Annotated in this window: 8 protein-coding genes; all 8 read left to right on the forward strand. The window is 45.4% G+C overall.

The features are described 5' to 3' along the window. The first annotated feature begins 132 nt into the window (after nucleotides 1-132). The 8 genes from EP58_RS12455 to EP58_RS12490 all read left to right on the forward strand — a co-directional run bounded on the left by EP58_RS12455 (nucleotide 133) and on the right by EP58_RS12490 (nucleotide 13,224). Complete coding sequence (locus tag EP58_RS12455) at nucleotides 133-1,260, forward strand: exonuclease SbcCD subunit D (protein ID WP_036093893.1); 1,128 nt, start codon at nucleotides 133-135, stop codon at nucleotides 1,258-1,260. Further along, entirely contained in the window at nucleotides 1,257-4,328 is a 3,072-nt protein-coding gene (locus tag EP58_RS12460) for an AAA family ATPase (RefSeq protein ID WP_036093895.1), read from the forward strand. The genes EP58_RS12455 and EP58_RS12460 overlap by 4 nt, the downstream gene beginning before the upstream one ends. Before the next feature lie 133 nt (nucleotides 4,329-4,461). Continuing rightward, nucleotides 4,462-5,031, forward strand: a complete 570-nt coding sequence (locus EP58_RS12465) for a GNAT family N-acetyltransferase (protein WP_036093896.1) — start codon at nucleotides 4,462-4,464, stop codon at nucleotides 5,029-5,031. A 29-nt stretch (nucleotides 5,032-5,060) separates the two neighbouring features. After that, a complete protein-coding gene (locus tag EP58_RS12470; RefSeq protein WP_036094177.1) occupies nucleotides 5,061-8,231 on the forward strand; it encodes a DEAD/DEAH box helicase in 3,171 nt (1,056 codons plus the stop codon). Nucleotides 8,232-8,254: 23 nt separating this feature from the next. Further along, complete coding sequence (locus EP58_RS12475; RefSeq protein WP_036094179.1) at nucleotides 8,255-8,677, forward strand: general stress protein; 423 nt, start codon at nucleotides 8,255-8,257, stop codon at nucleotides 8,675-8,677. A gap of 1 nt (nucleotide 8,678) precedes the next feature. Then, on the forward strand, nucleotides 8,679-9,320 hold the full coding sequence (locus tag EP58_RS12480) for a lytic transglycosylase domain-containing protein (RefSeq protein WP_036093898.1): 642 nt from the start codon (nucleotides 8,679-8,681) through the stop codon (nucleotides 9,318-9,320). 170 nt (nucleotides 9,321-9,490) lie between these two features. Beyond that, complete coding sequence (gene acnA, locus EP58_RS12485) at nucleotides 9,491-12,199, forward strand: aconitate hydratase AcnA (RefSeq protein WP_036093900.1); 2,709 nt, start codon at nucleotides 9,491-9,493, stop codon at nucleotides 12,197-12,199. A 92-nt stretch (nucleotides 12,200-12,291) separates the two neighbouring features. Then, nucleotides 12,292-13,224, forward strand: coding sequence for an aldo/keto reductase (locus tag EP58_RS12490; RefSeq protein ID WP_036093902.1), 933 nt, complete (start codon nucleotides 12,292-12,294; stop codon nucleotides 13,222-13,224). The last annotated feature ends 21 nt before the right edge of the window (nucleotides 13,225-13,245 follow it).

Here is a 13,245-nt window from a genome sequence, read left to right on the forward strand (position 1 = left end):
TTCTTTTTTTAGTCTTGTTTTTAGTATACTGAAAAGTTGTGGAAACGTCTAGTGCTTACGTGCTGTTCTTGTTTTTTTCGAAAATATAGTATACTGGTGGTAATGAGGAAAATAGGATAATGAGGTGTTGGGATGAAATTTTTACATACGGCGGATTGGCATTTAGGAAAAATTGTGAACGGGGTGTCGATGCTTGCGGAACAGCGGTATATTTTAGAGCAGATAGCGCGGATTGCGGAGGAGGAGCAGGTCGATGGGATTGTGATTGCTGGGGATTTGTATGATCGGTCGGTGCCACCAGCGGATGCGGTGACGCTTTTGAATGATGTGTTGATGGAGCTGAATGTGACGCTTGGGAAGCCGGTTTTTGCGATTAGTGGGAATCATGATAGTGCGGAGCGGGTCAATTTTGGTTCGGCTTGGTACGAGAAGAGTGGTTTACATATTCAAGGGACGTTGGGTAAGGAGCTCGCGCCGATTGAGTGGAACGGGGCGCAGGTTTGGTTGGTTCCGTATCATGAGCCAGCGCAGGTTCGGGCGGCTTTTGAAGAGAAGACGGTACGGTCGTTTGAGGATGCGATGCAGGCTGTCACAGCAAAAATTAGAGCGGTTTGGGATACGGATAAGGCGCAGATTTTAGTTGGGCACGCGTTTGTTGCGGGTGGTCTTCCTAGTGATTCGGAGCGGCAATTGGCGATTGGAAATGTGGATCGGGTGTCGACGAATTGTTTTGAGGGCTTTGATTATGTGGCGCTCGGGCATTTGCACCATTCGCACGCGATTCATCATCCGAGTATTTTTTATGCGGGATCACCGTTGAAGTATTCATTTTCGGAGGCGAAGGATAAGAAGAGTGTTCGGATTGTGACGATGGATGGGAAGGCGCTTGTGGAAGTGCGGGAGCGTTATTTGGAGCCATTGCATGATTTGCGGATTATCGAAGGGTATTTGGCGGACTTGGTAAGTTCCGTGGCGCCTGGAAATGAGGATTTTTTGCAGATCAATTTATTGGATGAGGGTGCGTTGATTGATCCGATTGGGCAACTGCGGGCGTTTTATCCGAATGTGTTGCATTTGGAACGGGTACAGGAAAAGTTGACGGATAGCCAATTTGAACGATTTGAAGATGTGATTAAAAAAGATGATTTGGAGCTGTTTGCGCAGTTTTTTGAGCATGTGAGTGGGAAGGAAATGTCGGATCGGCAAGTGGAGATTATGCGCGAGACGATGGATAGTGTAAAGGGAGGTGCGGATCAATGAGGCCTTTGAAACTGACGATGCAGGCTTTTGGTGCTTATGCGAAGGCCGAGACGATTGATTTTACGGAGCTAGGTCAGGAACGGATTTTTGTGATTTCTGGAAAAACGGGCGCTGGGAAGTCGACGATTTTTGATGCGATTAGTTTTGCGATTTTTGGGAAGGCGAATACGAATGATCGGGAAGGTTTTTCGCTCAGGAGTCATTTTGCGAAAGCGGAGGATTTGACGGAAGTGTCGCTTGAATTTTTGCTTCGGGATGTGCGGTATTTGGTTCGTCGTGTGCCGCAGCAGGAGGTTCCGAAGCAGCGCGGGGAAGGGATGACCACGGTTACTGCGAAGGCGGAGCTCTATGAACTGGATGGGGATGAGGAGACGTTACTCGCGAGTTCGGTTCGGGATGTTGGCGCGAAAATGGAAGAGATTATCCAGTTGAATGTGGATCAGTTTCGCCAAATTTTGATGATTCCGCAGGGCGAGTTCAGGGAATTGCTTGTAGCGGAGAGTAAGGAGAAGGAAGCGATTTTGCAGCGGTTGGCGCATACGCATTTCTATCAGCTTATTGAAAACCAGTTGTGGCAACAGCAGAAGGATCAGGAACAGCAAGTGCGATTATTGCGTGAAAAAGTGGCGGGGATTACGCAGGAGGCTTTTGACGCGGAGGCGCTTGCTGGAAAAACGGCGCTGGATATTGAGTTGATGTTTGCCGAACGATTGATTGTGGAGCAGGAAACGATGAATGGGCTTCAGGAACAGATGGAGTTTGCGAAGGAGAAAGCAGAAATCACGGCTAAAAATGTGACATTGGCGGAGGAAAAAATCGCGGAATGGGCGCAATTAGCGAAATTACGGACGGAAAAAGTGGCATTGGATGAGCAATTGGACACGCGAAATCAGGAGCAAGAAACGGTCGATTTGGCGCGAAAAGCTGGGACGTTGATTGACCAGGATGCATTGTGTTTGCGGTTAAAACAGCAATTAGACGAGGCGAAATTGGATGAGCGGCAGGCTTTGGATGCTCTTAAAAATCGGGAAGTTGCGTTTGAAAAAGCCCATTTGGAAATAGAGAAAGTGAAGGAAATCGAGTTAGAATACGTGGCTTGGGTTAAAAAGCGGGATTTGCTGCAAACGATGGAGGCAAAAGTGACGCGGGCTCTAGCCGTGCAAGAAGAATTAGCACAGCAGAGTGGCCGGCAGCAAGATTTAGCGCAGAAATTAGAACAGTTTATTTTGCAGGAAAAAGGGCTGTTAGAGCAATCGGAAAAATTAGCTGAGCGTGTGCGATTGGTGCAGGATTCGCGACTGAAATATGCGGAAACGAAGCAACGGCTAACCGAGTTGAAGCAAGAAGAAGCGTTTGTTTTGGTTGAAATAAAGAAGTGGGAACAGAAGCAGGCGTGGGAAGCGGAATTAGTTGTATTAAATCGTGAATGGAAAGTGGCAGAAGAGCAGTTTAGCGAAGCGCAAGCAAAATATGAGAAGTTGGGTGCGATGTGGCAGCATGAACAAGCGGCGATGTTGGCGTTAAGCCTTGTGGATGGTGATGCGTGTCCAGTTTGCGGTTCATTGGAGCATCCGAATGCTGCATTGGAAACGGCGGACGTGTCAAAAACAGAGGTAGACACGGCAAGAGAGAGTCAGAGCGCCAAGCAGGACGCTGTAAAAGCAATTGTGACGAAAATAGAACAGAAAAGATGGCAGATCGAACAAATCGTATTTGCTTCGGAGGAATCGTTGCAGGTTTTGAAGGAAAAACAAGCGTTGTATGGCGAGGAAGTAGCGACAAAAGAGAAGGAACTCGCGGAAATGGACGTCTTTCTAGTGGAAGAGAATGATGTGGAGGAACAGCTGGAACGGAATAAACAGGAGATGATCAAGCTCGGCGAGGAAAAAGCGCAGTTGCAGACGGCGTATGAAGAAGTTAGTAAAAGTGTTGATGCTGCAAAAACGACGCACACCTTGCTTTTGGAGGATGTGCCGGAGGAGTTTCGGGATCCGACTGTTTTTTATGAAGAACAGAAAGCGTTGACGGCGAAAATTACTGATTTTGAAGAGAAGAAGGGACGCGCGGAATTGGCATATAATACGGCGAAAGAAGGGCATTACAAAGCGATTTCGGCAAGCGATATGGCGGGGAAAGCGGCTGTGAAGGCGGAGGATGCTTTGGCAACGCAGCGCACGATTTTTAAAGATATCATGGCGGCGAACGGTTTTGCGGATTATGCATCCTATCAGCGAGCTATTTTGAGTCCGGAAGATTTGGACGCGAAGGAGCGCTTTATTCGTGATTTTGAGCAGCGGTATCATTTTGTTTCGGAGCGTTTGAAAGAGACGGAGACGAGGCTTGCAGGAGCTGAACAACCGGATTTAATAGCATTGCAACGACTGGATGATGAGGCGAAACGGCTGTATCATGAAAAAGCAGAGCGCTGGATGGGGCAAAAAGACGTTGTTCGCAAGTTATCGGAGTTATCCGAGCGATTTTTGAAATATCTGGTGGAGACGAGTGAAGCGGAGAAGGCTTACGCGGATGTTGGCTACTTGGCGGATATGGCGCGCGGGAAAAATGATCGACGCTTAACGTTTGAACGCTTTGTTTTGGCCACTTTCTTAGATACGATTTTGCTCCGGGCGAACGGTCGATTGAAAAAAATGACGAACGGTAGGTTTCAACTGAACCGCAAAAAGGAAAAGTCAAAGGGAAACGTGCAAAGTGGTTTGGAGCTTGAGGTTTACGATGAGTATACTGGTTTGGAGCGGCATGTCAAAACATTATCTGGCGGGGAGAGTTTTAAAACGTCCTTAGCTTTGGCATTAGCTCTTGCGGAAGTTGTGCAGGAAATGTCAGGTGGGATTTCGCTGGAGACGATGTTTATTGATGAGGGATTTGGTACGCTGGATCCGGAATCGTTGGAAATGGCGGTGGAGTGCTTGCTTGAAACGCAGGAATCGGGACGGCTTGTTGGTATTATCTCACATGTGCCAGAGTTGAAAGAACGGATTCCGTCGCGACTGGAAGTAACGGCGACAAACCACGGAAGTACGACGAAATTTTTCGCGCAAGGCCTATAAAACTGGATGTGGAGGTGCAGACTTGGAGTAGAAATAGCTTCCTAGTTTGAAACATGAGACTTTTTTCGATATAATGAAGTGTTGGATGAAAAAAAGAACTTTTTTTCCTGATGACATGAATGGAGGAATTGTGATGATACGACAAGCGAAAGCGGAAGATGCGGAACAAGTCGCACCACTTATTTATATAATTTTAGAGGATATGGAATTGCCATTTTTAAAAGGTGTTAGTAAAGAGATGATGCTGGAAATGATTGAGGCGAGCTTTTTACGGTCGGATTATCGGTTTAGTAAAGAGAATGTGATGGTCAAGGAAATTGATGGCAAAGTGGCGGGAATCCTTGTGAGCTATCATGGGGAGCACGCGGAAAATATGGATGACGAGTGGGAAGGCATTCAAGATATGTTCGGGATTGTTAACAAAATACCGTTGTTTACGGAGCAAGAAACGTGGATGGGCGAGTATTATCTGGATTCTCTTGTGGTCGATTCATCGTATCGCGGTCAAGGGATTGGCAAGGAACTACTGCATGCGTTTAAAGAATTGGCGGTCGCTAAAAATTGTGAGATTATCGCGCTGAACGTTGAAAAAGCAAATGAAGGCGCGCTAAATTTATATAAAAAATTAGGTTACGAATCGGAGTACGATTTGGTTTTATCTGGTCATGATTATTATCACATGACCCAAAATGTCAGGAGTTGAGTGAATTGTTAACAGATCCAAAAAACACAATGATTCCTGTTTCGATTAAGAAAAAGGGGCGCGAATTACTGGAAGATGGGGCAATCACTGTTTTCGAAGAAAAGACGACGTACGCGAATATGTTCCGTTCTGTTGTTGTAGATGACCGGGTTTCGTATGAAGTGAAGCATGTGGCGAGCGGGAATTATCAGTGTGATTGCATTTACTTCCAAGAAAATAGTATCTGTGCGCATATTTATGCAGTTGAGTTAGAACACGAGGCGCGTCAGACGAAGATCGAGAAGGCAAATTTCAAGCAACGCATTCTGGCGCAAGAGGCTACGACGCTACTTTCGCTGTTTCAAGAAAATATGGACCGCCAATTTGACACGTTCGATACGACGGCCAAAACGCCACTGAAGGTCGAGTATATTTTGCGGATGCAGGAAAATCGTGATAAAAACATGTTGACGCTGGATTTAAAGGTTGGGCAGGATCGGACGTATGTTGTGAAAAATATCGGGGATTTTTTGCAAGCGATAAAGCAACATACGAGCTATTTTTTCACAAAAAATTTCAGTTTTGATCCGAACGAGCATTATTTCGGTGAGCGTGATATCGCGGTTTTCAATGAGCTGACGAAAATTAATGAAATCGCGAAGATGTATGATACGGATAGCTTCTATTGGAACAAATCGTATGCGGAGGAGAAGGTGCTGATTATTCCACCGAGTTTAGCGGAGACGATTTTGGCTGATTTGATGGGGCAGAACACAATTTGTATTCATGACGACATTAAATACAGCGGGTTGTTGTTTAAAAAAGGGACGCTGCCGTTTTCATTCGTATTTCGCAAAAATGACGATGGTGATATGTACCAGCTCGTGATGGAAGAATTGCAACAAGCGAGTTATTTGGAAAGCTATCAGTTATTGTTTTTAAATGGTGTGTTTTATCGGCCGAGTGATGCGGTTTGGGAGCAGTTGACGCCGCTTATTAATTTTCATAGTGTGACGGAGAATGAGGTGGTACAGTTTTCAGAATCGCAACTCAGTGAGGTGATGTCATACGTGTTACCGTCGCTCCAAAAAAGTGGGCACGTGCAGATTGATCCGTCGATTGAAGACCGGGTTATTCAGCAACCGCTCGTTTCGAAGATGTGGATCTCGCAAAAAAACAACGAACATGTGCTAAAACTCGAATATCACTATGGTTCGCAGGTTTTTGACCCATTTGCATTGACGGAAAGCGTGGATCCGGATGGCCGAATCATGATTCGGGATATGGAGACGGAAGCAAAAATTATGCACCGTATTGAGGCGGCGCCCGTTCATTTTTCGGAGACGCAAATGGTTGTGAATTCCGATGAGGCGAGCCTTTACGAGTTTTATTATCGGGTCGTTCCGAGTTTGGCGACGGATGTGGCAATTTATTTGGAAGATGGTTTGGAAGAAATGGTGGAGGAACACGTGAAACCAACGACAACCATCGATGTGGCGCATGATAATGATTACTTATCGGTGGCATTTGATTTTCAAGGTATCGATGAGGATGAGATTCAGGAAGTACTGCAATCTTTGCGGGAAAAGCGGAAGTATCATCGCTTGAACAGCGGGCGTTTCTTATCGCTTGAAGACGAGAGTTATCAGCAAATGGAAGCGATTTTTGATATTTTAGATGTTCGTAAAAAAGAAGTCGGGAAACAAATGGCTGTGCCGCTTTATCGTGGGATGCAAATCTATGAGGCGATGGGCAGTGCGCAAAATGAGCATAATAAGTTCAGTCGGACGTTCCGCGATTTATTGCATGAGATTGTGAATCAAGAGGATACGTCTTACCCGTTGCCGACGAATTTGAACGCGGAGCTTCGGGAGTATCAAGTGACTGGTTTTGAATGGATGAAATCGCTTGGGAAATATCACTTAGGTGGCGTTTTAGCGGATGATATGGGGCTTGGAAAGACGCTACAAGCAATCACGTACATTTCTTCAACTATCGAAGAAAATCCGGACATGAAACCAGTTTTAATCGTGACGCCGGCTTCTCTTTTGTATAACTGGTCGAGCGAATTTGAAAAGTTTGCGCCTGATATTCCGGTGACGGTCATTCACGGGACCTCGCAAATGCGTTTGGAACTGATTCAAAAAATCGAGCCGGGGAATGTCTATTTGATATCCTATCCGTCCTTGCGTCAAGATGAGCAGGAATTCTTAACGACGCGTTTCCAAACGATTATTTTGGATGAAGCGCAAGCGATTAAAAATTACAATACCAAGGCGTCGCAAGCGGTTCGGGCACTCAAAACGACGAATGTTTTTGCGCTTAGTGGTACGCCTTTGGAAAACAGTATCGATGAATTATGGACAATGTTTCAAACGATTATGCCAGGCTTTTTCCCGTCGCTTCGTAAGTTTAAAGAATTACCGCACGAACGCGTGGCGCAGATGATTCGACCGTTCTTGATGCGCCGTCTGAAACGAGATGTTGTCAAAGAATTACCGGATAAAATCGAGACGAATCTTTATTCTGAACTAACGGAATCACAAAAAACCGTCTACCTCGCTTATTTGGAGAAAATACAACAAGAATTGGCTGCCAAAGATGGTAATGACCAAGAAGATCGGATTAAATTGTTAGCAGGTTTGACGCGATTACGCCAAATTTGTTGTGATCCAGCACTTTTTGTTGAAAATTATGATGGTGGTTCTGGTAAACTGGTACAATTGTTTGATACAATACAAACAGCACGTGAAAGTGGCAAGCGCATCTTGATTTTCTCGCAGTTCACGTCGATGCTTCAAATCATGAAAGCGCAGGCTGAAGAAGCTGGCTATCGTTATTTTTATATGGATGGTGGCACGCCTTCGAAGAGCCGGATGGATTTGGTAAACGCTTTTAACGCAGGGGATGCCGATTTATTCTTTATTTCACTGAAAGCTGGTGGAACGGGGCTGAATTTGACAGGCGCCGATACGGTTATTTTGTACGATTTATGGTGGAATCCCGCGGTGGAAGAACAAGCGGCGAGTCGAGCGCACAGAATCGGGCAGAAAAACGTGGTGCAAGTGATTCGAATGATTACAAAAGGCACGATTGAAGAGAAAATCTATAATTTACAGAAGCAGAAACAGGCGTTGATGGATGCGTTGATCCAGCCTGGTGAACAAATGCTCCATCGTTTGACAACAGAAGAGATAAAAGAGATTTTGACATTGAGTTGATTATAGAAGGGACGCGAGTGTTTATGGATAATTGGGAAGTATTTATCGCAGGAAATGAAACAGAAGCCGTGGATAAAATTACGGAACTGGAGGTTAGAGGCTATAAAAAGGAGAATATCTCGATCTTAGCTAAATCTGATCAAGAAGATGAAGTAAAAGAGATTATTGAGTCGACGAATGTGGAGGAAGAGCATCCGGTGAATGAAGAAGCATTTGGTGTTATTTCAGGTATTTTGCAGTCGCTTAGCGGTGGATTGGTGATTCCGCAAGTGTATAATCCGAAATATGGTGCGCTTTATGCTGCTGGTCCTTTTGCAAAATGGTTTTCGAATACGAGTGATAAATCGGTCAAACGTTTGCTGAACGATTTTGACTTGGATGATGCTCAAATTGACGAGTTTGTGCGTGCGCTTCACAGTGGTCAAATCTTGATTTTGGCGAGATAAAATGGCAAAGAAGAAGCCAACAAAGGCGCAACTACGTAAAGTCAAACAGAGACGCAGCATGTTTTTGGCGATTTTAGCCTTGTTCGTGTTAGGCTTGGCGCTTGTTGTTCTGATGCAATTTCGAGCGGAGGAAAAGCCGAAACCGTATACGCAAGATATTCCGGAGCAGTTTGTTTCGATTTACCAAGCAGCGGCGAAGGAATACGGGATTGACTGGTTTTTACTTGCCGCCGTGCATCGTGTGGAGACGAAATTTTCAACGGTAGAACCGATGATTTCTGATGTTGGCGCGATTGGTCCGATGCAGTTTATGCCGTGTACGTTTGTGGGATGGAGTGCAGAGGGGTGCCCAGCAACGGGAGGCGTCGGGGATTTTACGGACGATGATTTAGTCGACCCTAGCGTGATTAAAGCGTACGGTGGATACGGTGTGGACGCAAATCATGATGGTAAAGCGGATCCATGGGATTTGGAAGATGCCGTTTTTTCCACCGCGAACTTTTTAGCGGACAATGGCGCAAAAGATGGCAAAGAGAAGCAAGCGATTTTCAAGTATAATCATAGCGATATTTATGTGAAGGATATTATGTTCTACCGCAATCAATTTAAAAAGGCGTGGAACAAAGATGTCGCCTCAAAATGAGAAGAAGTCGAGCAGTTGTGTTCGGCTTTTTCGGTGCGTATTCATCGATAATTTTTACTTATCACAAAGCATCGATTTATCTTAGTTTACTTATCACGCTTTTTTTCGTACAATAGAGTAGTAGAAGATTGCAACGAGAGCGAAGGGTATCACAGTGGGAGGAAAAACAAATGAAAAATTGGAATGAGAAAGCAAAGCAGTCGTTTCAAATTGGCGACGACACGTATCATTATTATCAATTAAAAACATTGGAGGCGGATGGTCAAACATCCATTAAAAAACTGCCTTACTCGATCCGCGTACTACTTGAATCAGTATTGCGTCAAGCGGACGGACGCATCATCACGGATAAGCATATTGAAGACCTAGCGCACTGGGATGCGACGAAGAAAAATGACGGGGAAGTTCCATTTAAACCAGCGCGTGTTATTTTGCAAGATTTTACAGGGGTTCCGGCTGTCGTTGATTTGGCCTCCCTTCGTAAAGCGATGGCAGATCTAGGCGGGAATCCAGAAGATATTAATCCGGAAATCCCGGTGGACCTTGTTGTCGATCACTCGGTGCAAGTGGATAGTTACGCCAATCCGGAAGCGCTAGAAATCAATATGAAACTCGAGTTTGAGCGTAATATGGAGCGTTACCAATTCTTGAACTGGGCGCAGAAATCGTTTGATAATTACCGCGCCGTACCACCAGCAACGGGAATCGTCCATCAAGTGAATTTGGAGTATTTGGCAAGCGTCGTTATCGCGAACCAAGTGGCTGAGAACGAATATACAGCGTTTCCAGATAGCCTGGTTGGAACGGATTCGCATACAACCATGATCAACGGAATCGGCGTACTGGGCTGGGGTGTTGGCGGAATCGAGGCTGAGGCAGGAATGCTCGGCCAACCATCGTATTTCCCCATTCCAGAAGTTATCGGCGTGAAATTAATCAATGCCTTACCAAACGGCGCAACAGCAACCGATTTAGCTTTAAAAGTAACACAAGTCCTGCGTGAAAAGAAAGTTGTCGGCAAATTTGTCGAGTTCTTCGGTAAAGGCGTGGCGACATTGCCGCTTGCTGATCGTGCGACGATTGCGAATATGGCACCAGAATACGGCGCAACATGTGGCTTTTTCCCAGTAGATGAGGAATCGCTTATGTACATGCGTTTAACAGGGCGTGAAGAAAAACAAGTCGCGCTTGTGAAGGAATATTTGCAGCATAACGAGCTATTTTTCACACCAGAAAACGTGGAGCCGAATTATACGTCGGTTGTGGAACTGGATTTAAGCTTGATCGAGCCGAACTTAGCGGGACCAAAACGCCCACAAGACTTGATTCCATTGTCGAAAATGAAAGAGAGCTTCCAAGCCTCAATCAGCGCGCCAAATGGCAACCAAGGATTTGGCTTATCGAAAAAAGACTTGCATAAAGAAGCGAAAGTGACGTTTGGCAATGGCGATCAATCGACGATGAAAACTGGTTCTGTGGCCATTGCAGCGATTACAAGTTGTACAAATACATCGAATCCATATGTGATGCTAAGTGCTGGACTGCTCGCGAAAAAAGCTGTCGAACTAGGTCTTGAAGTGCCGAAATTCGTGAAAACATCGCTCGCACCGGGTTCGAAGGTCGTGACGGGTTATTTGGAAGATGCCGGTTTGCTACCATACCTTGAGAAGTTAGGCTTTGACCTTGTTGGTTACGGTTGTACGACGTGTATCGGTAACTCTGGCCCGTTAAAAGACGAGATTGAACAGGCGATTGTGGATAATGATTTACTCGTTTCTGCAGTTTTGAGTGGAAATCGTAATTTTGAAGGGCGGATTCATGCGTTAGTGAAAGCGAACTTCTTAGCTTCACCACCGCTTGTTGTGGCTTACGCGCTTGCTGGGACAACGAATATCGATATGTTACATGAACCAATCGGAAAAGGCGAACATGGCCAGGATGTCTTTTTAAGCGATATTTGGCCGGCGCAAGAGGAAGTGAAGGCGCTTGTGGAGAGAACTGTGACGCCGGAATTATTCCGCGAAGAATATGCGCATGTTTTCAGCCAAAATGAGGAATGGAACGCGATTGCGACATCGGAACAAGCGCTCTATGATTGGGATGCGGATTCGACGTATATCGCCAACCCACCATTTTTCGAGAATTTATCACCGGAAGCAGGAAGGGTTGAGGCGTTACATGGCCTTCGTGTGATCGGTAAATTCGGCGATTCTGTTACGACGGACCACATTTCTCCAGCTGGGGCAATCGGAAAAGATACACCTGCTGGGAAGTATTTGCAAGCGCATGGTGTAGCGATTCGTGACTTTAACTCGTACGGTTCGCGTCGTGGTCATCATGATGTGATGATGCGCGGAACGTTTGCGAATATTCGGATTAGAAACCAAGTCGCACCAGGAACGGAAGGCGGTTATACAACGTACTGGCCAACAGAAGAAGTTATGCCGATTTATGACGCATCGATGAAATACCAAGAAGCTGGAACTGGGCTTGTTGTGTTGACTGGCGATGATTATGGCATGGGATCTTCTCGTGACTGGGCCGCAAAAGGAACGAATCTACTCGGCATTAAAACAGTCATTGCGAAAAGTTACGAACGGATTCACCGCTCCAACCTTGCGATGATGGGCGTATTGCCATTGCAGTTTAAAGACGGCGAAAGCGCAGATTCACTTGGCTTAACTGGTCGGGAAACGATTAGTGTCGCGATTGATGAAACGGTTTCTCCACTTGATTTTGTTACCGTAACGGCGGTTGCAGAAGATGGCACACATAAAACATTTGAGGCGCTCGTTCGCTTTGACTCGGATGTAGAAATCGATTACTACCGTCATGGCGGAATTTTGCCAATGGTTTTACGCGGAAAATTGAAGAAATAAAAGAAATGAAAAAACATCGAACTAGAACGTGCGTTCGATGTTTTTTTATGTTATCATGAGATATAGCGATAAATCAGGGAGGTTGTTGGAGGATGGAAAAACGAGTAGAGATTGGTAACACTGGGTTGCGCGTCACACCGATTGGCTTTGGAGCAAATACGATTGGTGCGCATAATTTATTTCAAGATATTGATGAAGAAGTAAGCCGTCAGACGGTACGTGAGGTGTTGTCGGCAGGTGCGGATTTTTTTGATAGTGCATTTATGTATGGATTAGGGCGTTCAGAAGAGCTGATTGGTGAAATCTTGGCCGAGACTGGTCGCCGTTCGGATGTTGTTTTAGCAACGAAAGCCACTCATATCGTGACAGACAGTGGGATTAAACTAGATAATTCACCAGCCTTCTTAACGGAAGCGGTAGATATTGCGTTGAAGCGTCTTCAAACAGACTATATTGACCTGTTTTATATTCATTTCCCGGATGGAGTAACACCACCAGACGAAGCAGTTGGCGCTTTAAAACGCTTAAAAGAGGCCGGCAAAATTCGCGCAATAGGTGTGTCCAATTTTAGCATGGAGGCTTTGAAAGTAGCAAATAAAGATGGGTATGTGGATGTCGTACAAGATAAATATTCACTCGTTTACCCTGAATTAGAGCGCGATATGATCCCTTACTGTATCGAGCAGGGAATCTCTTTTATACCATACACACCGCTTGCAAGTGGACTTTTAACGGGGAAATTCACAGCAAACAATCCACCTCAAGACTTCCGAAAAGAACGCCCACATTTCCAAGGACAAGCATACCTTGATACCATTGCAAAAGTGGACAGCCTCCAAGGATTAGCTGACAAGCACCATGTTTCCATTGCGAATATTGTTTTGGCGACCACGCTCGGTATTGACGGCATTGATGTTGTGATTCCAGGGGCTAAGAGTCCAGAGCAAGTTAGGGCGAACATGAAAACGTTAGATGCAGACTTGACGCACGAAGAAGTAGAGCAAGTTCGGGCTTTATTCAAATAACAGATAGAAAGAGGGATGCAA

Origin of the sequence: Paenilisteria newyorkensis (assembly GCF_000766145.1) — a bacterium.
GTDB classification, from domain to species: Bacteria; Bacillota; Bacilli; order Lactobacillales; family Listeriaceae; genus Listeria_A; species Listeria_A newyorkensis.

Bases quoted from the DNA above. Each gene is read 5' to 3' on its own strand.
- EP58_RS12455 (WP_036093893.1), top strand. From the start codon at position 133: ATGAAATTTTTACATACGGCGGATTGGCATTTAGGAAAAATTGTGAAC.
- EP58_RS12460 (WP_036093895.1), top strand. From the start codon at position 1,257: ATGAGGCCTTTGAAACTGACGATGCAGGCTTTTGGTGCTTATGCGAAG.
- EP58_RS12465 (WP_036093896.1), top strand. From the start codon at position 4,462: ATGATACGACAAGCGAAAGCGGAAGATGCGGAACAAGTCGCACCACTT.
- EP58_RS12470 (WP_036094177.1), top strand. From the start codon at position 5,061: ATGATTCCTGTTTCGATTAAGAAAAAGGGGCGCGAATTACTGGAAGAT.
- EP58_RS12475 (WP_036094179.1), top strand. From the start codon at position 8,255: ATGGATAATTGGGAAGTATTTATCGCAGGAAATGAAACAGAAGCCGTG.
- EP58_RS12480 (WP_036093898.1), top strand. From the start codon at position 8,679: ATGGCAAAGAAGAAGCCAACAAAGGCGCAACTACGTAAAGTCAAACAG.
- acnA (WP_036093900.1), top strand. From the start codon at position 9,491: ATGAAAAATTGGAATGAGAAAGCAAAGCAGTCGTTTCAAATTGGCGAC.
- EP58_RS12490 (WP_036093902.1), top strand. From the start codon at position 12,292: ATGGAAAAACGAGTAGAGATTGGTAACACTGGGTTGCGCGTCACACCG.